Origin of the sequence: Capsulimonas sp., from assembly GCF_039929585.1 — a bacterium.
Classification (GTDB): Bacteria; Armatimonadota; Armatimonadia; order Armatimonadales; family Capsulimonadaceae; genus Capsulimonas.
This window is the reverse complement of record NZ_JBDSQY010000208.1, coordinates 1-21,104: the sequence shown is the minus strand read 5'-3', so window position 1 is coordinate 21,104 and position 21,104 is coordinate 1. Positions and strand designations below refer to the sequence as shown.

Annotated in this window: 14 protein-coding genes; 5 read left to right on the top strand and 9 right to left on the bottom strand. The window is 59.7% G+C overall.

Annotated elements, in window-relative coordinates; translation table 11 throughout:
- Positions 1 to 65: 65 nt before the first annotated feature.
- Positions 66 to 710 (bottom strand): hypothetical protein, encoded by a 645-nt coding sequence (locus ABIZ35_RS15145; protein WP_348220759.1) that lies wholly within the window; start codon positions 708 to 710, stop codon positions 66 to 68.
- A gap of 88 nt (positions 711 to 798) precedes the next feature.
- Here ABIZ35_RS15145 and ABIZ35_RS15140 point away from each other — a divergent pair, with 88 nt between their 5' ends.
- The 3 genes from ABIZ35_RS15140 (at position 799) to ABIZ35_RS15130 (ending at position 4,335) form a co-directional block, all read left to right on the top strand.
- On the top strand, positions 799 to 1,899 hold the full coding sequence (locus tag ABIZ35_RS15140) for a hypothetical protein (RefSeq protein WP_348220758.1): 1,101 nt from the start codon (positions 799 to 801) through the stop codon (positions 1,897 to 1,899).
- Positions 1,887 to 2,654 carry a hypothetical protein gene (locus ABIZ35_RS15135; protein WP_348220757.1) on the top strand — a complete coding sequence of 256 codons (768 nt, stop codon included), beginning with the start codon at positions 1,887 to 1,889 and terminating at the stop codon, positions 2,652 to 2,654. The genes ABIZ35_RS15140 and ABIZ35_RS15135 overlap by 13 nt, the downstream gene beginning before the upstream one ends.
- A gap of 202 nt (positions 2,655 to 2,856) precedes the next feature.
- A complete protein-coding gene (locus ABIZ35_RS15130; protein WP_348220756.1) occupies positions 2,857 to 4,335 on the top strand; it encodes a hypothetical protein in 1,479 nt (492 codons plus the stop codon).
- Positions 4,336 to 4,577: 242 nt separating this feature from the next.
- Here the strand turns inward: ABIZ35_RS15130 and ABIZ35_RS15125 are convergent, their stop codons facing one another.
- From ABIZ35_RS15125 to ABIZ35_RS15105, 5 genes are all read right to left on the bottom strand, one after another.
- Positions 4,578 to 4,835 (bottom strand): hypothetical protein, encoded by a 258-nt coding sequence (locus ABIZ35_RS15125; RefSeq protein ID WP_348220755.1) that lies wholly within the window; start codon positions 4,833 to 4,835, stop codon positions 4,578 to 4,580.
- A 91-nt stretch (positions 4,836 to 4,926) separates the two neighbouring features.
- The gene (locus ABIZ35_RS15120; protein WP_348220754.1) at positions 4,927 to 5,895 is read right to left on the bottom strand and encodes a glycosyltransferase family 2 protein; all 969 of its coding nucleotides are present in this window, start codon (positions 5,893 to 5,895) and stop codon (positions 4,927 to 4,929) included.
- A 44-nt stretch (positions 5,896 to 5,939) separates the two neighbouring features.
- Positions 5,940 to 7,526, bottom strand: a complete 1,587-nt coding sequence (ggt, locus tag ABIZ35_RS15115) for a gamma-glutamyltransferase (RefSeq protein ID WP_348220753.1) — start codon at positions 7,524 to 7,526, stop codon at positions 5,940 to 5,942.
- Positions 7,526 to 8,425, bottom strand: a complete 900-nt coding sequence (locus ABIZ35_RS15110) for a fumarylacetoacetate hydrolase family protein (protein WP_348220752.1) — start codon at positions 8,423 to 8,425, stop codon at positions 7,526 to 7,528. The genes ggt and ABIZ35_RS15110 overlap by 1 nt, the downstream gene beginning before the upstream one ends.
- A 99-nt stretch (positions 8,426 to 8,524) precedes the next feature.
- Positions 8,525 to 9,208 carry a TetR/AcrR family transcriptional regulator gene (locus ABIZ35_RS15105; protein WP_348220751.1) on the bottom strand — a complete coding sequence of 228 codons (684 nt, stop codon included), beginning with the start codon at positions 9,206 to 9,208 and terminating at the stop codon, positions 8,525 to 8,527.
- Between the two features lie 80 nt (positions 9,209 to 9,288).
- Between ABIZ35_RS15105 and ABIZ35_RS15100 the strand changes: the two genes are divergently transcribed.
- The gene (locus ABIZ35_RS15100) at positions 9,289 to 10,167 is read left to right on the top strand and encodes an NAD(P)H-binding protein (RefSeq protein WP_348220750.1); all 879 of its coding nucleotides are present in this window, start codon (positions 9,289 to 9,291) and stop codon (positions 10,165 to 10,167) included.
- A gap of 35 nt (positions 10,168 to 10,202) precedes the next feature.
- Here the strand turns inward: ABIZ35_RS15100 and ABIZ35_RS15095 are convergent, their stop codons facing one another.
- The 3 genes from ABIZ35_RS15095 to ABIZ35_RS15085 form a co-directional block, all read right to left on the bottom strand.
- Positions 10,203 to 11,213: a LacI family DNA-binding transcriptional regulator gene (locus ABIZ35_RS15095; RefSeq protein ID WP_348220749.1), complete on the bottom strand. Its 1,011-nt coding sequence runs from the start codon at positions 11,211 to 11,213 to the stop codon at positions 10,203 to 10,205.
- Between the two features lie 137 nt (positions 11,214 to 11,350).
- Complete coding sequence (locus ABIZ35_RS15090; protein ID WP_348220748.1) at positions 11,351 to 13,171, bottom strand: glycoside hydrolase family 2 TIM barrel-domain containing protein; 1,821 nt, start codon at positions 13,169 to 13,171, stop codon at positions 11,351 to 11,353.
- 132 nt (positions 13,172 to 13,303) lie between these two features.
- Positions 13,304 to 16,387 (bottom strand): diguanylate cyclase, encoded by a 3,084-nt coding sequence (locus tag ABIZ35_RS15085; protein WP_348220747.1) that lies wholly within the window; start codon positions 16,385 to 16,387, stop codon positions 13,304 to 13,306.
- Between the two features lie 519 nt (positions 16,388 to 16,906).
- Between ABIZ35_RS15085 and ABIZ35_RS15080 the strand changes: the two genes are divergently transcribed.
- Positions 16,907 to 21,104, top strand: a 4,198-nt coding sequence (locus ABIZ35_RS15080; RefSeq protein ID WP_348220746.1) for a malectin domain-containing carbohydrate-binding protein, incomplete at its 3' end; no start/stop codon positions are given.

Genomic DNA, 21,104 nt, shown 5'->3' with positions numbered 1-21,104 from the left:
ATCCGCATTGATGCGTTTAGTATACCTCCATGGCCTAGCGATCTTAGGATATCAGTGACGGGATGTCAGTGAATATTGCCGGAAAACGAGTTCAAAAACACCCAGCCGCCCACGATGGCGGTGCTGATGATCAGAACGCCTTTGACTTCCAGCGAGAGATTTGAAGCGAAGGCGATACAAAGCAACGGGATGGTGACGACGGCGGCGAACTCCAGCATTTTCTTACGCTGCCCTTCATTCGTCCAAATCGTTTTGAGAGATTCCAGATAAGTATCGTGCAGCAATTCGCCTCCACACTCTTCGCATGTCCGCGCGTTCAATGGGTTCGAGGCGCCGCAGAAAACGCAGGTGTGAAGATCCCGCGCCTTGCCAAGCCGGCGTCCCTGCGGCGGAGCCGCGCTTCGGCGCGCCGAAGCGTCGAGGTCCATTTGTATCTGGCGGATCTTGTATTGGATTCCGGCGCCGGGCCGATCGCCCGCCGTTTGCAGAGCCTTTTGATACGCGCCGAGGGCTTCGATGAGCCGCTGCGCCTCGCGGTACAGATCGCCCAGACCTTCGTAGGCCGCCGTGTTGCTGGGGTCGTTCTGGATACGCCGCCGAAATCCCGCCTCGGCGTCCCGTCGCCGCCGCGCTTCGCGCCGCGCCTGCAATTTTCGGTATCCGTACCAGGCAGCGAGGCCAATCAAATAAATGATGATGAGAACCAGCAAAATCGTCTCCGAGCAAGATGGGATTAGAGTATCATTTGTAAACGCCCCTCGCGCGAAATGGTTTCGGCAAGCGGTCAGGAGAAACGACATGCATCACCCTTTCGCCCGGATCCTCGCGACCATCATCTTGGCGTCCACCGCCCTTCCGGCCCTCGCCGAGCGCGATATCGTCTTCGCCGCCCGCCACTACGCTCCGCCCGGCAGCCGCCAAACCACGCATTTCCATCTTTACCGGATCAACCCCGACGGCTCACGCCTCACGCCGCTGACATCGGGCGCGCACGATGACGCCGCGCCGCGCTGGTCGCCCGACGGCCGCTGGATCGCCTTCACTCGCGACAGCAACAATCTTTGCGTCATTCGCGCCTCAGGCGGACCCGTGTACGTTCTTTCGTCGGTCAATGCGAAATTGCGGGATTCGTCCGACGCTTATGTGGATTTCAATTCGGCCCGTTGGCTTCCTGATTCTCGGCGCATGCTGATGAACGTCGAATCGGCGAAAACCAGCCAGCTTTTGGATGTTCCCTCCGGGCGCATACGTGTCTTGCCGTCTTCAATCACCAGTCCCGTCTTCTCGACTGACGGAGCGCATATGGTGGCTCTTGCGGCGGATGGGCACACTTATGTCACGGATACTAAATCTCTGTCGCTGGAAAAGGGAGTCAAAATCGCCAGCGATCTACAATCCCCTGCGTGGCTCACGCCAACGACCATCGTCGGAACCATCTCCAGCGAAGGGGATGTCTCAGACTCGATCGCCGCGTTTGATACCGCATCCGGCAGGAAGCTCTGGGGCGGCAAGCTGGTTTACGCCAAACCCACGAACGACGATCTGGGAAATGTCTATTTTGGAGCCAGAAAGATCCCCGGCGATAATCAGCATATCGTCGTACCTGTTGACGCTAGTAACAGCACCGTCCGTCCTGACAACGATTACTACCGAGTCGAAACCAAGACCTGCAAGGCGAAGCTCTGGCTCCCGCAAAGCCAGTTTCTCGTCTTCTCACCCAGCGGCCGCTACATAACATCGAGCGCCAGAGATCTTTCCAACTACGGTCCCAAGCGCGGCGATCGTCAAACGACCGTCTGGACTACCGACCTGCGCGTCGGCGCCTCGCCTACTGATACAAAGCCGCGCTTGATCGTTCATGGGCTGGTGTGGGTCGTTGGGGCGGATTGGCGGAAATAGCAGGGAACAGAATGCAATTATCTTCTCGTCCGCAGCCCGCTTATCTTGTTGAATATCAAGAGATAGAGCCGCAGAAACCCGAATCTTTCGAGAGTATTCAATCGGACCGAGAAAAGAGCTTAAAATTCGGCCATCAATTTTGTGGCGCGCACAATATCGCTGGCGCAAATTGCCCTAACTGCCAAAAGCCGTTGCTGCGTTTCCTCACGCTGGACACAACGGATGAACGCATTGGCCTTTCGCAGTTGGGAGAACGGCGCATCCATTGTCTGTTCTGCTGGACATGCAACATCGCGCACGAGCCGTTTTACTACAAGCACCATGACGACGGCTCAATAGCCTTAATAGAGTATGGTAAGGATGGCGTAGAGGTGGATTTTCCGTACGAGGATTACCCGAGTGCATTTCCCGAAGCGTCGGTGACACTGCTGGAAATCGCAAGTGACGCCCAAAAGGCGATTCAGTCAGTGAATGCTGGGCGCCTGAAAATCTCATCCTGGCGAGACAAGCATCCCGATCTTTTTGGATGTCAGCATCAAATCGGCGGAGAGCCGTTCTTGATCCAGCGCAATCCCAACTACGCGACAGAACGCGATATTCGCTGCCCGGAGTGCAAGAAATCGACGCCATTCTTTGTGTCGATTGCCGACGATTGCCTGGACGAGCGCGGGTTTACCGAGAACGACGGCGTGCAGGTTATCTTCAACCTTTGCCGCCAATGTTTGACAATGTGCGCGTTTCAGCAGTGCGATTGAGGGGAAGCGGACCCATAGCCCCTGGAGGAAATGGGCGAGCTTCCAGAAGTTCCGCCGGATTTCAACCTTGAAATTATGGGGCCACTATGGTGCTAAATATCGGCGCCAGAGTAGTTGACAGCAATCGTGCTGTGTGCTATGATTGCATGACTGCGAAATCCATAGAAAAACCATGATTCCAAAATCAAACCAGGGAGTAGGCATGATTAACACAGAAGTCAGCATGCGGCGTTTCATTTTTAAGGGTTCTAAAGCAAGTATTGCTATACTGTCAGCGGCGGCCACGCTGGGTCTTGGCGCGGCGACGTCCCAGCGCGCTTCCGCCAACGCCACGGCGGTCATGTTCTGCCCGGGAAACATGGGGTATGTCAACGGCCTCACCACGGCGGAGATCAATGGCTACCGGGCGTCGGGTATGTCTACCATGATCCTGTTCACCATGAGTGTGAGCGCCAACGGAGACTTCACCTACGGCGGCAACCCGATCTGTTCGAACGGCAATTATGTCGGGCCGTCCACCTGGCCTGGTCTGCTCAGTCAGTGCCGAACGGCGCCCTCCTCTATCGGCCGCATTGAGATGTGTATCGGCCAATGGGGTGATCCGAGCTTCGCGAATATCAAGAACCGAATCACCGCCGATGGAACCGGCTCCGGCACCGTGCTTTATCGCAATCTTCAAGCCCTGAAGAACGGATTGGGAATCAATGCGATCGACTTCGACGACGAGCAGACGTATGATGTTGGCTCCTCCGTGACCTTTGGCAACATGATCAATGCTGTGGGCATGAAAGTGACCCTGTGTCCGTACACCAATGTGGGGTACTGGTCGGGCGTGAAGTCGGGGCTGGGAAATATCGTCGATGCGGTCTATCTGCAATGCTACGATGGCGGCGCGGGCAACGACGCGGCAACGTGGAATAACTATTTCGGCGGTATGAAGGTTATCCCCGGCTACTGGGACTGGGAGCGGGACGCCACATTTGCGAACAAGATGAACGCCTGGAAGAGCCTCGGAACAGTAGGCGGTTTCCTCTGGCCCTCCAATACCGGCGGCAGCCCACCGGCGGACGGCGCTGAGATGCTGCAATACGCCAACTATATCCACTCAAGCTTTGACAACAACACGGCTTCCAATTACAGCGTTGTCGCCAGTGAAAACCAGACGGTAAACTTCCCCAAACCCGTCGATGCGGCGTACGGCGCCAACAGCAGCTTTGCCTTCAAATACGCGCAGAAGGGGAACCTGACGTTCAGCAACGCCGTATTCGGCGATCCCATCCCAGGAGTCGCCAAATCAGGATATTCCGCGCAGTTCTGGCAGGTCGCCGGCGAAGGCGGCTCCTACACGACCAGCGTTCCGGTGGAGGCCGCTTATGGCGCCAATGGAAGCTACTACTTCAATTGGGGAACCACGGGAACGATCACGTTCAACACCACAACGTTCGGCGGAGACCCAATTTTCGGAACGGTCAAAGCTGGATACATCATGCCGTATGTCCAGTGCGCCGGTGAAAATCAGAGCGTGGCGTTCTCCACCCCGACGGATGTCGCCTATGGCGCAAACGGCCACTATCTCTTCAAGCACGCGGTAACTGGAACGATTACCTTCAACACGGCCACCTTCGGCAGCGATCCGATTTATGGAACCGCCAAAGGCGGCTACTACCGGCCCAGCCATTAAGTAAAGATGGGCGTTTTGCGCCTCTCAGCAACCAGCGACAAAATTTCAGCCTTCAGAGTAACACTCTGGAGGCTGAAATCTATTGTGAATAGCTTTGTCTTAAGTAACGGGTTATGAGTCTTCCGATTGGTTCAGACTGCTTCGCCAGTTTTGGGCTGTGTGGAAATAGCGGAGCACTTCAATAACCCCATTGCGCACCTGGTAAACGACGACAGGATAGCGGGGGTTGCTCTCAGCCATATTTACCGTTTCGCTTCAAAACGCCGCTGCATTTCCTCAAGCGTGAGATTATTTCCAGTTCTGGCTTCGACTGCGGCTGCATCGATTTGCTCAATTACTTCGTTGGTAAACAAATGGTCGTAATTATCGGGGTCGGACGTAATTGAGTCGGCGACGAAATTCGAGAGAAAAACTTCCGCGCTTCCAAAGCCTTCCCGCTGCGCGCGCTTCACGGCGGCGGCATAGGCTTCCTCGGGAATACTGATTGTCACTTCGTGCATGGTCTGTCCACTCAACCGGACGGCAAACAACTCAAATGCTTATATTCTCATTATAGGTCATCATGCGGCGGAATTCAAGCGATCAGTGCACTCATGAAGTGGCTTTCAGCGCGCGGAGGCGGAATTTGAGGATGCGGAGCGATAGCCGGAGTGCGTTTGCCCAGTGGCGTTCTTTGAGTTCTTGCCGTCGCCAGCCACGGACGAGAAGGATCTGATAATGTGGATGCTTTTTAAACGCTTGGCGGGCTAACTTTCGATTTTCAGGAGATAATGCTTCGCTGCATCCGAGCTTATGGTAGGCCATTTTCAGGTACATGGCTTTACGCGCGTAGTTTTTCGAGATGCTTCCATCGTGCATTCGATAATGATAGATAGGGTTCGTCAGATGCTGAAACTGACGCCCCTCCGAAAAACGGACCCAGAACTCCCAGTCCTCAATGATCGAGATGCTCGTGTCAAATTGCATGCCGTTCAATGCGGCTTTTCGGATCAGAGCCGAGCCGGGAGTTAAGATAAAACAGCATGTCGCCATGTAGAGCAATGGGGCGGAGTCGCAATCTTCCCGTGTCACCCGGCGGCCAAATAGCTGACTGAAAATTTCTGAATAGGGCTGGAACCGAACGGGATCGCGCTCCTGAACGTTACCGGCGTCGTCGATAAAAACGATATTCTCAATGGGGCTGTAGACAAGGGCGGCGTTCGGAGACTTTTCGGCGGCGTAAACGAGGCTCTCTAGCGCGTCGGGCGTCCAGAGATCGTCGCTATCGAGAAAGATGATAAACTCAGATTCCGGGCTGCTGAGGGTCAGCCCATGATTTCTTGCGGTGGCGCATCCGGCGTTTTCCTGAGTGACGGACCGAAATCGGGGATCGGCTGCTGCAAACTCCTGGGCGACGTCCACTGACCCATCCGTGGAGCCGTCGTCGACGACGATGACTTCGTAGTCAGTGAACGTTTGCGCTCGAATGCTTTCCAACGTCAGCCGGACATAGTCTCGCCGATTATAAACCGGAACGATCACGCTGACGCGGGGAGTATCGGCGACAGATTTAGTTTCCATAGTACACATCAATGAACGCGGCCACGCTTATCGAATATCAGCGATCAATAGCCCAGCGCAAGCCCTTCGACGCGCGGATCGCTGCCGCCGAGCAGGACGTCGTTTTCGAGGTCTTTGAGGATGACCTGGGAGGCGCAGGCGCCGGACCAGGGGGCGCCGACGGCGAGTTCGTGGCCGAGTTTTCGCAGGGAATAGCAGGCGTCGAGGGGCAGGCTGGGTTCGACCATGAGGCCAGGGCCGTCGTCGGCGCCGCGCCATTTCGGGCTTTCGATGGCTTCCTGGGGATCGCGGCCGTGGTCGATGATCTGGGAGACAACTTGCAGGTTCGTCTGCACCTGAATGTCGCCGCCGGGGGTGCCGCCGATGCCCCAGAGGTCGTTGTCCTTCAGAAGCATGTAGGTGTTGAGGGTGTGCATCGGACGCTTGCCGGGCGCGAGCACATTGGGGTGACTCGGCTCCAGGCTGAAGCCGGTCATGCGGTTGTTCATCAGAACGCCGGTGCCGGGGATCACGACGCCGCAGCCGTATTGGTGGAACACGCTCTGGATCATCGTGACGGCGTTGCCGTGTTCGTCCATCACGCAGAACGAGGTGGTGTCCGTGCCGTAATTGGCCGGATCGCCCAGGCGTCCGGCGCTGAAGCGCGCGGCGGCGGCCTTGGGGTTGATGCGGCGGCGCTGACGCTCGGCGTGGGCCTTGGAGAGTAAGACTTCGATTGGCGTGTCGGGGGTGTCGCCCATGTAAGCGAGCCGGTCGGCGAAGGCGAGCTTTTTGGCTTCGGCCATGAGATGGACGGCCTCGGCGCCTTCGGGGTCCAGCGCGCCCATATCGAACCCTTCAAGGATATTGAGCATCTGAAGCAGCAGATGCCCTTGCGAGACGGGCGGCTGTTCGGTGACGACAATATCGCGATAGGTGGTCTTGATCGGGTCTGAGATTTCGCAGCGGTGGTTCTTGAGGTCGGCGAGGCTGAAAAAGCCGCCGTTCATGTTGGAGTAGGAAACCAGCTTTTTGGCGAAATCGCCTTGATAAAAGGCGGCGCGGCCGCCCTTGGCGATCTCGCGCAGGGTATTGGCCAGCAAAGGCTGATAAAGCGTCGCGCCTCGGCGCGGGTTTTGCGGGACGAGAGCGGCGGCGCTCTCGGGGTATGTCTCCCAGAGGCGCTTGTACGTCTCCATCAGGGCGGCCTGACGCGCGGGCACGGCGTATCCGTCCTCGGCAAGAGCGATGGCGGGCGCGAGCACTTCCGACGCGGTCATCACGCCCCAGTTGTCCTGCGCCGTGAACCAGCCGTCGACCGCGCCGGGAATGGCGGCCGCACGGATGCCGTGAATGGGGATCGTTTCGCCCATCGCTTCCAGCGTGGCCCCGCTCGGCGCGGCGCCGCTTCCGTTGAGGGCGTAGGCGCGGCGGGCGCCGGCATCCCAGTATTGCAGGAAGACATCGCCGCCCAGGTGCGAGCGCTCTGGCTCCAGCACGACCATCGCCGCGCCGATCGCCACGGCGGCGTCGATGGCGTGGCCGCCGGCGCGCAGGATCTCCACCCCCACCAGCGACGCAATCGCATTTCCAGAGGCGACCATGGCGCTGCGAGAAACACGAAGGGGCGTGCGGGTGGGAGTATCAGCCATTATTCGCCTTCTTTGACGACCATATTGGAGAGCGATCCGATCTCCGGAATGCGCACTTCGACCAGATCGCCGGGGCTGAGCGGACCGATGCCCGATGGCGTGCCAGTGATAATCACGTCGCCCGGCTCCAGCGCCATGCGCTTGGAGATAAAGGCGATCAATTGCGGGATCGTGAAGAGCATCTGCGAAGTGTTCGCCTGCTGCTTGACGACGCCATTCACGGTGGTCGTGATTTCTAAGTTGTGCGGATTGCGGATTTCATCGGCCGTCACCAGGCACGGACCCATCGGGCCGAAGGTATCGTAGCTCTTGGAAAGGAACCAGGGCAGGGACTGCGCGAAGGCGCGCTTCTGCTCGTCGCGCGCGGTCACGTCGTTGAAGAGCGTGTAGCCGACAACATAGCCCATGGCGTCGCGCTCGGTGATGTTCTTACCGGCCTTGCCGATGACCACACCCAGCTCGCCTTCAAAGTCCACGCGTCCAATGCCTTCCGGCAGCACGATTTCGGCTTCGGGGCCGATGACGCTGCTGCTCGCCTTTAAGAAGACGATCGGCTCGACGGGAACGTCGGCGTCCTGCTCGGCGGCGTGGTCGGCGTAGTTGCGGCCGATCGCCAGAATCCGGTTGGGGCGGGGGAGGGGGGCAACGGGCGACACGCCCAGCTCCTGCCAGATCTGGTCTAAAATCTTGCCCTTCTCCAGCTCCTTGACGGCTTCGACATAAGTCGGCAGCAGGGCGACCAGATGGTTCAGGTCCTCGGGCAGGTTCAGACTGCGGGGATGGATGGCCTCCGCCACGGCGACGACGCGCGCGAGCGGCAGGATCTTCCCTTTGTACATGATCCCTGGATACGTGGGCTCCAGCGGATCGTCGAATTCTTTATAACAGACGAATTTCAAAGACGGCCTCGCGTTCTTTGCTTTGAGAGCTTTTTACGAGGGCATTTTACCACTCGGGGCTTGGGGGCGTCAATAATCGATTGAGACGATGGGCTCGCATTAGCTCCGAATTGCGGCAAGGCGGTTCAGCCACTCATAGAGCAAAGCACGCTCCCCCTCGGAAAGCAATCCAATATCTGGAAGAACGGCGCGCAAAGCAACCGCCGCCGCCACCGGCCCGGAACTCTCAAACGCGGGTAAGTCCGTGGTGATCGCGGCAATCGCCGCCTCGCGGGCAATTTCCGACAGATGCATATCTCGCTGCCCCTCGGCTTTGCCGAGAAGGGTGAGCACAGTCCCACATCCCGAAGCGTGGAAGAGGTCCGCCGCCCGCTCCTCAGAGATACGTAACCGCCCAGCCGCAGCCACACGCCGAATATGCTCCTGCAAAACGCGATAGCCGGCTTCGGCTGCGGAAGACTTGGCGCCGGGGCGCGGGTCGGCGTACATCAGGAGATAGATGGCGGCGTGTGACAGCCCAAACTCGACGTGTAAATCCCATCCAAAACGCAGATCTTCTACAGGATCTTGCCCGGGCTTACGAACGCTCTTCTCCCGCAGATAGGCTTGGAAGCCGTGTTCCGCAACGGCGTCGAGAAGACCATTCTTGTCCCCAAAGAGGCGATAAATGGCTGGCGCCTGAACGCCGGCGGCGTCGGCCACGGCCCGCGTCGTAACGGCGTCCCGGCCTCCGTGACTGAGCAGCTCAATGGCGGACACAATAATGCGCGTTTTCATTTCCATGACGCTCTCATGATACCATTATTATCAATGGTAATAATAATATGGTATCATTGATAATAATGGCGTCAAAGGAGAAGATTATGATAATCGTGACTGGAGCGACCGGCAAACTTGGCCGGATGATTGTCGAAGGACTACTGAAGAACACTTCGCCCGATCAGATCGGCGTCAGCGTTCGTGATCCAGAAAAGGCTTCGGATCTTCAGGAGCGGGGAGTTCGGGTGCGAAAAGGAGATTTTGGAGATGGCGAGAGTTTACGCCACGCCCTGGAAGGAGCATCTCAGGTTCTCATCGTCTCCAGCAATAGCGCGGGCGCGTCCGCCGTGGAATTGCATCGCAGCGCGATTGAGGCGGCCAAAGTATCGGGAGCTCAGCGTATTCTTTACACGAGCCACATGGGATCGAATCCCAATTCTCATTTCGCGCCTATGCGTGACCACGCCGCGACGGAGGAGATTTTGAAAACGTCGGGCGTCGCGTTCACGTCGCTCCGTAATGGGTTCTACGCGGAATCGGGTTTGATGCTCTTGGGGGACGCCCTCCAAACGGGAACGTTCACCGCGCCGGAAGATGGGCCGGTGTCCTGGACCACGCACGCCGATCTTGCTGAGGCGATGGTGATTGCGCTGACTGAGGAAGGACGTCTGGACGGTTTGACGGCGGCGCTTACGGCTGCGGAAGCGCTCGACCTCAATGCGCTCGCCGAAATCGCTTCGAAGCTTAATGGACGTGAAATCAAACGAGTGACTGTGACGGACGAGGAGTACCGGGCGAGTATGATCGCCCGCGGCGTGCCGGAGATGTGGGCGAATTTGTCCGTGGGGCTGTTCGCCGCAAGCCGGAACGGCGAGTTCGCCGCCGTCGATCCCATGCTGGAGAACCTGCTGAGGCGGCCTGCGATATCCATGGAAGAGTTTTTGGGATCTCGTATTTCCAAACCCATGCAGTCATTGCAATGACGCGCATTCTGCCCGGCGATTTGCATCGCCGGGGGTTAAGCCGTTTCGCCGCGCAGGAGGGTGACGGGGACGATGGTTTCGCGTGGGACTTCGCCGCCCTGGATCTGGGCGCGCAGCACTTCGAGGGCGCGGGTGGCGAGGGTGTCCCATGGAACCGCGATTGTCGTCAGGGTCTGCATCATGAGGTTCTGGTCGAGGCTGCCGTCGAAACCCACCACGGCAAGGTCGCGCGGGGCGCGCATCCCTAGCTTGGCGCAGGAGCGCAGCAGGTGCATCGCGCAGGGGTCGTTCCAGCAGCAGGCGGCGGTCGGCCGCTCCGGCAGAGCGAGCAAAGTGTTCAGGGTCTCGTCGAGATTACCGTCGTCTTCCGAGGCGTCCCCGTAGGTGAATTCCCGGTGGATCACGGTGGCGTCCGAAACCCGGCGCTTCGCCATCTCTTCCCGGAAGGTCTCCACACGCCGGTCGACCGAGATCATGTGGCGTTCCGGGGCGATATAAGCAATGCGTCGATGTCCGCGCGACCAGAGGTAATCGACCGTCTGACGAATCCCGTCCGTATCGTCCGCGACGACGCTGGGCAATGAGGGAATCGCGTCGGAAATAGACACAACGGGCAGCGCCGACTGCGCGAGCTCGGCGACCAATGGGTCCTCGGCGCTCGTGTGCAGAAACAGCCCATCGATCCGTCCGTTGACGAGCTCGCCGTAAATATCGTCGGTGTTGCGTCCGTGGAATACGCCGAGCAGCAGGATATCGACGCGCTTGGCGTCGCAGACCCGCTGGAGGCCGCCGAGCACCGCCGCCATATAAGCGTCGCGCACGCTCATATAGTTATATCCGGTATGGAAGCCGACGATATCCGTACGGCGTCCGCGCAGGGAGCGGGCGATGGCGTTCGGGCGATACCCCATCTCACGCGCCGCCTCCAGCACCCGCTGACGCGTTTCCGTGGACGCCCGGTATCCCTGTGTTCCACTGAGTATGCGCGAGACCGTCGGCTGTGACAGTCCCAGTTTTTCCGCAATATCTTTCGAGGTAACCGGCATTGTTCTAGTTTTCCGCGAACCCCTCATGGGAGAACGACTTGATTAGGATGCGTATCCCTGCGTACATTATTACGTATGAGTGCGACGGGCGTCAAGTTTTGGCGCTGATCAGGTCCGAGAACCCGATTTATGTCCTGCTACCGATACTCGATATCATCCAAATAAAACGTCACGGGATGTCCCTGTCCGGCGACGACCCACACAAACCCCGTCTTGACCCGGGTCAGATCGAGATCGCTCACGTCGATCGAGTACTGTTTCCATTCCTTGGTGAGCGTCACATTCCCGGTTTTGCCGGAGGCTCGGTCGGGATACTTTTTGTCCGTGCCGATCAGGCCGAACGAGAAGGCGACGACTTCCCCGCCTTGGTCGCCGCGCGCCCAGAAGCTGAGCTGCTTGGCGCCGGTCACGTTCCAGCCGCCGGGCTTTTCGCCCCAGTCGTTCGCGGGACTTTGCCAGACCACGCCGCCCCAGTTGTCATTTGCCGTATACTGGACCTTCAAAGATGTTTTGCCCGCATGTGGATTTTCGGCAAAGCCGGGGTCCATTTGGATCGCGCCTGTGTTGCCCATGTATCCCGCAGGAGTGTACGGCGTGTCGCCGTCGGCTTCGCTGTAGATTACGAACGGCAGCTTGGCTTTCGTTCCTTCGGTGGACGCGGCGGCGCCGCCGGTGGCGTACAGTGGAATATTCGCGACAGCCGAGGCTTTGTGACCGTCCGAGATGTAGGCGAATAAGCGATACGGGCCACCCGTCGCTGGGATTTTGACGACGGCGTGCTTGGTGTCGGATGTCTGGATCGCGTCCGGATAGTCGTCCGGAACGCCTTCTGGCGCGCCGCCGGCGACATGCGCCATAGGATCGCCTCGGAGCACCCATTTCACGGTCAAAGGATATTTTTGCGGGCTGGATGCGGCGAGGGTGGCCTTGACCTCCGAACCTGCGGGGATTTTGTCTTCGCCGTCTAAAGTCAGCTTTTCGATGGTCGGGCAAAGGGCAACGGGCGGCTTGCCGCTCCAGAGCTGCGTCATGGCGTCCACCGGCGCGAGCTTCGAGCCATCCGGCAGCAGCATGCCGAACCAGGTCGCGGTCGCTTCCTGTTTGTGGCTCCAGAGGAAAGTGTAGGAACCGAGTGAGAGCGGCTGATGGAGGACGCTCTTTTCGTAGGTATCCCGGTAGAACTTCGACTTTTCCGTGCTGGTCGGTTCGGGCGCGGCGCCCCAGTCGTTCGCCTTCAGCTCCCAGGTTCCGGGAGGTCCGAACTCGGTGATGACGAACGGTTTGACGCCGCCCGCCGTCTTGTATCGGTCGGCCACCGAGGGGCCGCCGGCGTAACTGTTGATCCCCAGGATATCGATATCCGGGCAGTACTTGTTCAGCTGCGCGACTTTATTGCCGCCGACTTCGGCGAATACCGTCATCGTCGGATGGTTCGGGTCGAGCTTCTTCGCCAGCGCCGCGATGTCCTCGACGGCTTTCCACATTTCTGGGTCATCTTCGGACCCGTTCTCCATCTCATTGCCGATCGCCCACATCAGCAAAGACGGCGAGTTGCGATACTTCATAATCGCTTCCTCTGCGGCTTTGTACTGAGCGGCGACCTGAGCGGCGTTATGGTAATCGAAGCCCTGATCCTTGTGCCCCAGCCAGATTCCCGCCGTGACCGTTATCCCCAGCGACTGCGCTTCGGTCAGGATCGGGCCAAGGCCGTCCACGCCCCAGGTCCGGATCGAGTTGCCGCCGCTGGCTTTCAGCAGCTGCCGCGAATCATTGCCGCCCGCACCCTTGATGAAATACGGCTTGCCGTCACGCTGAAGCTGGAAACCGCCGCCGCTCTTGACGAGCTTGACGGCGATGGGCGTGTCGTCCGCCGCCCCCGCAGAGCGGGGATAAAGCGCAAGTCCGGCGGCGGCGCCAAGGACGGGCGCGAGAAACGCGAGCAAGGTACGTGTTTTCATAGTGTGTTCGGAAGCAAAAACGGGTTTCAGCAAGCGATTTCGTAGGTTGCGTATTCGTATAAATGAATTATAACAGAGGGTGTTTTCGCTGTCAAGCGCAATTTCTTGCGCGACCGGAAGATGTGCGGCGGGCTAAGCGCCGAGGCTGCGGGCATCGGGGATGATTTCGCTGACGTGCATGACGCGGTTGCGGCCGTGTTCTTTGGACCAGTAGAGGGCGACATCGGAGGCGGCGATTAGCGTGGCCTGGGTGGTGATGTCGGATGAGGTTGTGGAGGCGCCGATGCTGACGGTGATCGGGCGGTTCGGCCAGAGGGCGTCAGCAATCGTTGCCCGGTAGCGCTCCGCGACGAGAAACGCGTTTTCGGCGTCGGCGCCGTGGAGGATGACGACGAACTCCTCGCCGCCGTAGCGCGCCACCGTGTCCGTGTCGCGCGCGCTTTCGTGGAGCAGGCGGGCGACGGCGATCAGGATTTCGTCGCCGGCGGGATGGCCGTAGGTGTCGTTGTAGGATTTGAAATTGTCGACATCGATCAGCAGCAGGGACAGCGGCATGCCGCTGCGCTCCTTCATCTGCCACTCGCGCTCCAATTGTTCGCGGAAGGCGCGGTGGTTGGTGAGCCCGGTCAAGCCGTCGGTCGTCGCCTGCGCATAGAGGCGCGCGTTCGCTTCTTTTAATGCCTGCTGCGTTGCCATTAGCTCGTTCTGGCTCGCGGTCAGCGCTTCATTGCGCGCTTCCAGCAGATCCTGAATTTTTTGCAGGCTCGAATTGCGCCGCCGCAGACGCTCCATCTGCAGGAACGTGGCTCCAAACAGCAGACCCAGCACCAACGCCGTGAGCATGGCTTTGAACGCCAGCGTTTGGTAATAGTAGGGACGCAGCGTGAACGCGAAGCTCTCACGGCCGGACCAGCCACTCTCGGTGTTGATGCAGCGGACGACAAAGTGATAGCGCCCTGGCGGCAGGTTGGTGTAGAACGCCGTGCGGGAGTTGTCGCCCTCGCGCCAGCTGGAATCAAAGCCTTGCAGCTGATATTCAAAGCGCAGATGGCTGGGATTGCGATAGTCCAGGGCGGTGAAGTGGATCGCGACATCGCCGTCGCCGGGAGGAGCGGTCGCCGGCTTTTCAGTCGAGTAGAGATGTCCGTCCACCAGCGCCTGATCCACCAGAACTTTCGCCGGCGTCGTATCCAGTTCGTTCGGATTGATGCGGACGATCCCTTCCAGCGCGGAGAACCAGAGGCAGCCGTCGAGGGTGCGGCACGCCGACGGCTGTTGCCCGGCGACACACTGGCTGACAAACGCTCCGTCGGCCGGTCCATAAGGATAACAGCGAATCGAAGCCCGATTTCCATCCATCACGTCATTGAGGTCGCGCAGGCTCACCCGAAAGATTCCCTTGGAACTGCCGATCCAGAGGTTCATGCCGGAGTCTGCATTGCCGTCCTGCAGGATCTGGTAAATCCCATCGGAATAAAGCCCCTGTCGCATATCGATATGACGGAAGACCTTACCGCGAAACCGGGTCAGGCCCCCGCCCCAATGCCCGAACCAGAGCGAGCCGTCCGTCGTCTCGCAAATGCTGATGATGATGACGCCGCGAACGCCGTCGGCGCTGCGGTAAACGCGCACGCTGTCCCCGTCGACACAGTAAAGCCCCTCTCGCGTTGTCGCCCACAATCGTCCCAATCGATCGACATAGCTGGTGAAAAACCACGAACCGCCGCTGGGATTGGTCACGGCGACGGTTTTGCCGGCCTGGGTGCGCAAAAATTTGTCCCAGACGCTCAGCCACACAACGCCGTCGTGCGTAACCGTCATCGTACTGGCGATGCGATCTGGCGCGAGTCCGTACTTTGCGGAGACATCCGTGAGGCGCTCCCCGTCGAGCTTTTTGACCCGTCCGCCGCAAAGCGCCAGCATGTCGCCATCGGGTGTTTCGGCAAGCGTCGTGATCGGGGCGCTGTCCGACGCAATCCGCCGGAAGGCCCCGGAACTGCCGCCGGAGTAGTTGTAAAGACCGAATTTGTTGTTGACCGCCCAGAGGCGTCCGCCCAGGTCCGTGAACAGCGTGGTGATTGGCTGCGGAGGCAGCCCGTTTGCGGGAGTGAAGGTGCGGCCATTTCGGTCGCGCAGGCAAGACAGGCCCTCGTCCGTCCCGATCCAGATGTTGCCGGCGTAGTCGCTCAGCGCGCAGACTGCGGCGCCGGCGATGCGGCTGCTGACGGGCTGATATAAAAATGCGCCATGGACCAACAGGGCAACGCGTTCGCCGCTGTTCCCTTCGCTCATATAACGGCAGATCAAGTGTCCGGCGGCGTCCAAAGAAATGGCCTGGATATGGGTTTCGGGAAAGTCGGCGCTGGGGATGGCGCGTCCATCCACGATCTCGTAAAGCCGGCCTCCGCGAAGTCCCCAGACTTTGGCGGCGACGCAGACAATATTTGTTAAGGACGGCTGTGAAGGCTGACCGATCACCCGATGCAGAGTTTGGTTCTTGATGAACGCCATACCCGCTTCCGTGCCGATCCATACGGTTCCCGCGTTGTCGCATTGCAGGGAAACGATCGCGTTTGGGGACGCGCCCGGCATTTGGTAGCGGCGAACGGCGCCGTCGCGAACTTCCAGAACGGCGCCTTCCCGGGTTCCCACCCACAGAGCGCCAGTCAGACCCGGACACCACGATGTCATGACCGCGCCGCCGAGAATAGATGAGGGCTCCGCGAGCGTCAGGGCGTCGCCATGGACGTTATAGAAATTCCGATCGTGCTCCGCCCACAATTGTCCTGTGGGGCTTATCTGGCAAACGACACTTAAATTACCCGCCGCCGCCGTGGGCGGCGTGAAGTCTTTGGCGACGCCGTGGTGGAACCGCGAGATTCCGCCTTCGCCGGAGACCCACAGATCGCCGGCGCCGTCTTCCCGCATCTGCTCGATATTGTTGGTGGCGAGGCCGGGCGTATTGCCGGTGTCGTAGGTAGTGAACTGTTTGCCATCGAATTTCGCGACGCCGTCCTGCGTGGCGACCCAGATGTATCCATCGCGCGCCTGAAGAATGCTCTTGACGTGGTCCTGGGGCAGTCCGTCGTGGGTATTCCAGACCAGCGCGACCCGGTTCGACAGCGAAATCGGCGCGCACTTGCCCGCGCCGGCCGCGAAAAAGAGGCAGGCTAGACTAAGAATCAGGTAACGCAGGATTGACGTCTTCGTCCACATAGGTACAATCAAATCGTGACTGGCGCGGCGGCGCGCCGATGAGAGTCCAATTATCGGCAGATTGCCGCTCCTTCCTCATAAATGCTTGAGACTGCGTCGTCATCGGCGTGGGGAACGGCGAAGAAGAGATCTCGGCTGGGGAGAGACGTCCTATTATCCGACGAGGTCGGGGGGCGGTTCGTTCCAGGGCGGCGTAATGCTGATCTTCGGCCTGATTGTGGTCATTTCCGGATGACGCGCCATACGCTCGCAGAAATAACAAAACAACTTGGCCGCGTCAAATGCGGCCCGCTTCATTAAATCTTTTCATATAGCATTGACCAATAGCTTTGCGTATGTTATTATCTTACTAGCCACCTGTACTCCGGCAAATTCTTCCGCACTCACTTGTGCTCTCTTCAACCTTGGCGACGCCACCTGCACTTCGCGCCTCCTTTTCTGATCTATCCGCAGCCTCCTTTGTTCGTAACCGGTTTTGGCATTGTCCGCCGGCTCCCGTTTTGTGGAAGGATCGTCCCTATGCGCGCGCTGAAGCACCGCCTGCTTGCCTGCCTCTTGCTGCTCTTTGTCTCTCTTGCCTCCCGGCCCGCCATGGCTGTTGTGCCGGGAGCGCCAACGCTGACCGCTGCCTCCTATTCGACTACTCAGATCAACCTTTCATGGACCATTCCATCGGGGAGTCCGACGAGCTACAATATCTATCGCAGTATGACGGCGGGCGGTGAGGGGGCGACTCCCTATCTGCCAGGCTTCACGGGAGCTTTTAAGGCGGACACCGGGCTTCCTTCTGGCCAGGCATACTACTATCAGGTCAGCGCGGTGAATGCTTCAGGGGAAGGCCCGCGCTCGACGGAAGCGACGGCGATTACGGGAATACCACTTTCTCTGATTCGCGGCGGGCACGCGACGGTCACACTCACCTGGAGCGCGGGCGGGAACGCGGCGGGCTACAACGTTTATCGCGCGGAGGCGGCGGTTGGAGTTTTTACGAAGCTCAACGCCAGTTTAATCACGGCGACGACCTACCAAGATACGGCTGGACTGTCCAACGGCAAGACTTACTCTTACCAGTTGACGGCAGTCGGCGCCAGTGCTCAAGAATCGGGTCGCAGCCCTGCCTTTCAAGTGACGCCGAATGTTCGTATCAACTGCGGCGGTTCGGCGCTCAATACCGATGTCAACGGATTGGTCTGGTCGGCGGAGACGGGCAGTTCCGGTGGAGTAGCCAACTCAACTCCTAACCAACAAAACCCTTCCGCCGATCAAACACTTTATCAGAACCAAGAACAGGAAGCTACGGCGGGGGGTGGACTGACGTACACTTTGCCGGTGGAGAATGGCGTCTATACGCTCATCCTTGGATTTTCCGAGATTAATGGCTACACAAATGGCCCAGGCAATATACGCAAGTTCAACGTAAAGGCCAATGGGCAGCAGGTTCTTACCGATTACAACATTTACGCCTCTGCTGGTATAGGCGATAAGGTCATCGCCGTCGGCCCGCGCGTCAGCGTTCAGAATGGAACATTGACCCTGGTGTTTACCGGCACGGTGAATAAGGCGTCCGTGGCGACCATCGTCCTGGCGCCGGTCGTTCTGCCCACTCTCGATACTCCTCCGCCCGGCTACGCGGCTGGCTCGATTCCCACGGACGACGCCTCATCGTTCTCGGTGGTGCTGCCCTCGCTTGTGGCGGAGAACCATCCGGGCGCGGACATCGGCGCTTACAATCCCGTCGGCCCCAGCGTCTCCTACGAGCGCAGCTATCGCAGTAACTTGACCACCGCCGGCTACTCGTCTCCGGGCATGGGCCTGGGCTGGACGGATAACTACGACATCACCATCACCAGCGCCAACGCCACGACCTGGAGCACGCCGCTCACGTTAAAATATGGAAATGGCGCGGTGGAAACATTCACACCCATAAATGTGGTCACGGGTACGGAAACAACCGTGCCGTTCAACCACCCCGCCGGTGCGCCTTACATTGTCAGCGGAGATCCATTGGCAGGAGCCCCAGGCCAGTGGGAATCGCTGACGCTGACGTTCAAGGATCACTCCCAGATGACGTTCACGCCCGCCGATCCGGCGGGGACGAACGTCAAGTACGTGTACACCAAGCTGACCAATCTGGTCGGACGCTATATCACGATCAACCGGGATACCATTGCGAACAACAATCGCGTGACAACGGTGCAGAACGACCTCGCGGCGACGCTGCTGACGTTCAGCTATGATCCGAACTATGGGCGAATGACGTCCGTGGTGGAATCGAACAGCATCGGCGACCGTAAGGTTTCCTACGCCTACTACGCCAACTCCCTTCTGAGCAACGTATCGCAGATTGCCCTGGCGACCGCCACCGGGGTCGCGGACCAGTGGCGTTACGCGCCCCAATTCGTCAACGGCAAGAACTATCTGGCCAGCGTCGACTATCCCAATCCGGCGAACCCGGCCAATTACGCCCGCAACAAGCTGTTCTACGACCAGAACGGCTTCGTCGCGCTGTCCACGGACGCGTCGGGCCGGCAGACCTCCTACCAGCCCAGCCCCAACACCAACCTGACTCTGCTCAACGACTACAACGCCACCGGCACGCTGGCGATGTCGCACAAGCAGAACTACATCCCCACGACCACTGGCGGCGGCAAGAACGTGAATGCGGGCTTCCAGGACGGGAAGGGGTTTGTGGAGACGATGTCCTACGCGGACACCCTCAACCCGTGGATGCCGACGCTGGACATTAGCCGCAAGAACGAGCACACCGACATCACCTATGACGACGCCTCCGGCGTCAGTTATGGCAGCCCGGCGACGGTGACGGATGCGCGCGGCACGGTGACCACGAATGTCTACGACCGCTCCGTCTTTGCGCTGGGCCAGCTGATGAGCTCGGAAACGCACAACGGAACGACCAGCCTGGGGACGACCTCGTATACCTATTACGGCCCTGCCGATGGGGTGATCAACGGTCTGGTTCACACCATCACCGCGCCGGCCCCCGGATCGGTGGGCGGAGCGGGCGCGACGGTGACGACAACCTTCAGCTACGACACGCTGGGCAACGTCACGCAGGTGACCGCGCCCGGCCCCAACGGCCTGACCACCACGACCTACGACTATGTCAACGGCTACGGCGGCGTCACGCAGACCGAGGCGCTGGGCAAGCCGATGACCGTCACCGTCTCCGGGCCGGGCGCAACGACCACCAGCACGTATTTCGAATATGATGGCCGAGGAAATCTCATCGCCCAGACCGATGCGCTGGGCATCCGTACGGACTACAGCTACACGATCGCGGACGCGCCGTACGTGACGGTGCTCCCGCCGACCACGGGAACCACGCGCGCCTACACCCGCACGGACTACCAGTACCCCGGCGGCCCCGTCTCCCGCACCGGCCTGTACCCGGAGGCGGCTCCGGCCAGCATCCCGGTGATCGGCGCAACGCCGTTCCGGTACACGGACACCACGTACACCGTGGACGGGGAAGTGGCCACGGTCACGGGCAGCGTGGAGCCGGTGACGTACACCTACGATGGCCTCTCCCGCGTGTCCACCCTCAAGGACGGCAAGAACAACATCACCAGCTATGTCTATGACGCGGCGGGCAACCTCTCCCAGATCAAATACCCGAATGCCGGCAGCGTCTTCGACACGCTGACGTTCGCCTACGACAGCGACCAGAACCTGACGAGCCGCACGGACGGGCGCGGGTTCGTGACGACTTACAACCGCTCCTCGGTGGACAGCCGGGTAGACTCGGTGACGTACTCCTCGGACGCCACGCTCAACGTGGCCTACTCCTACGACGTACTTTCGCGGATGACGGGCCTGTCCAACACGGCGGCGACACACGCCTACACCCTGGACAACCTGGGCCTGCCGCTGACGCACACGACGAGCTTCACGGGCGGTCCGCAGAACCAGACCCTGACCTACGCCTACAATCCCGACGGCAGCCGCCAATCGCTGTTGCTGCCCGACGCCACTCAGGTCAACAACCCGCGCACTGTCAACAGCGGCCAATTCACCTATGGTTACGACGGCATCGGCCGGCTGACGGGCGTCGCGCCGCCCTGGATTGTTGGCACCACGGTCTCAGGCTTTCCGTATCCCAACGAGCAATTCTCGTACGGCTACCAGGCCAATGGCCGAATGACGACGTCGGGAGACACGCAATACCTCACGACCCGCACGTTCAACCCGCGCGGCTTCCTCACGGGAGTTTCGACAGACGTAATCGGGCGGTTCCACGGGGCCGCGCCGACGGTGGCGACCTACGCGATGAACGGGGCAAACTCGTACGACGTGGCGGGGAATCGTCTCTCCGAAGTGGCTGTGCTTCAGCCGTTGCAGTATACGAACAGCGGCGGAGTGGGGAATGACTTCAGCCACATGCGTTCGTTCACCTACGATAATCGCGACCATCTGACGGGCGAGTCTCTCGTTCCTTCTGGGAGCGGTGAGAACATCCCAGGCAACAACTTCACGCAGTATTTCGACTACGACGCGGTGGGCAACACCACCAACTTCCGTGGCGCCTCTCCGGGCCTGTCCGCCAACACGTTCAACATCGACAACCAGATCGGCAACACGGGCTTTGGTTTCGACGGCAACGGTAACGCGACCACGCACTTCTCGACCGCCTACACCTTCGACGGCGAGAACCGCCTGACGGGGATCGCCAGCCCTGGCTTCTCGGCCACCTACGGCC

What these genes read in the sequence shown, in the direction of transcription:
- ABIZ35_RS15140 (WP_348220758.1), top strand. Translation starts at nt 799, where the DNA reads ATGCATCACCCTTTCGCCCGGATCCTCGCGACCATCATCTTGGCGTCC.
- ABIZ35_RS15130 (WP_348220756.1), top strand. Translation starts at nt 2,857, where the DNA reads ATGATTAACACAGAAGTCAGCATGCGGCGTTTCATTTTTAAGGGTTCT.
- ABIZ35_RS15125 (WP_348220755.1), bottom strand. Translation starts at nt 4,835, where the DNA reads ATGCACGAAGTGACAATCAGTATTCCCGAGGAAGCCTATGCCGCCGCC.
- ABIZ35_RS15120 (WP_348220754.1), bottom strand. Translation starts at nt 5,895, where the DNA reads ATGGAAACTAAATCTGTCGCCGATACTCCCCGCGTCAGCGTGATCGTT.
- ggt (WP_348220753.1), bottom strand. Translation starts at nt 7,526, where the DNA reads ATGGCTGATACTCCCACCCGCACGCCCCTTCGTGTTTCTCGCAGCGCC.
- ABIZ35_RS15105 (WP_348220751.1), bottom strand. Translation starts at nt 9,208, where the DNA reads ATGGAAATGAAAACGCGCATTATTGTGTCCGCCATTGAGCTGCTCAGT.
- ABIZ35_RS15100 (WP_348220750.1), top strand. Translation starts at nt 9,289, where the DNA reads ATGATAATCGTGACTGGAGCGACCGGCAAACTTGGCCGGATGATTGTC.
- ABIZ35_RS15095 (WP_348220749.1), bottom strand. Translation starts at nt 11,213, where the DNA reads ATGCCGGTTACCTCGAAAGATATTGCGGAAAAACTGGGACTGTCACAG.
- ABIZ35_RS15090 (WP_348220748.1), bottom strand. Translation starts at nt 13,171, where the DNA reads ATGAAAACACGTACCTTGCTCGCGTTTCTCGCGCCCGTCCTTGGCGCC.
- ABIZ35_RS15085 (WP_348220747.1), bottom strand. Translation starts at nt 16,387, where the DNA reads ATGTGGACGAAGACGTCAATCCTGCGTTACCTGATTCTTAGTCTAGCC.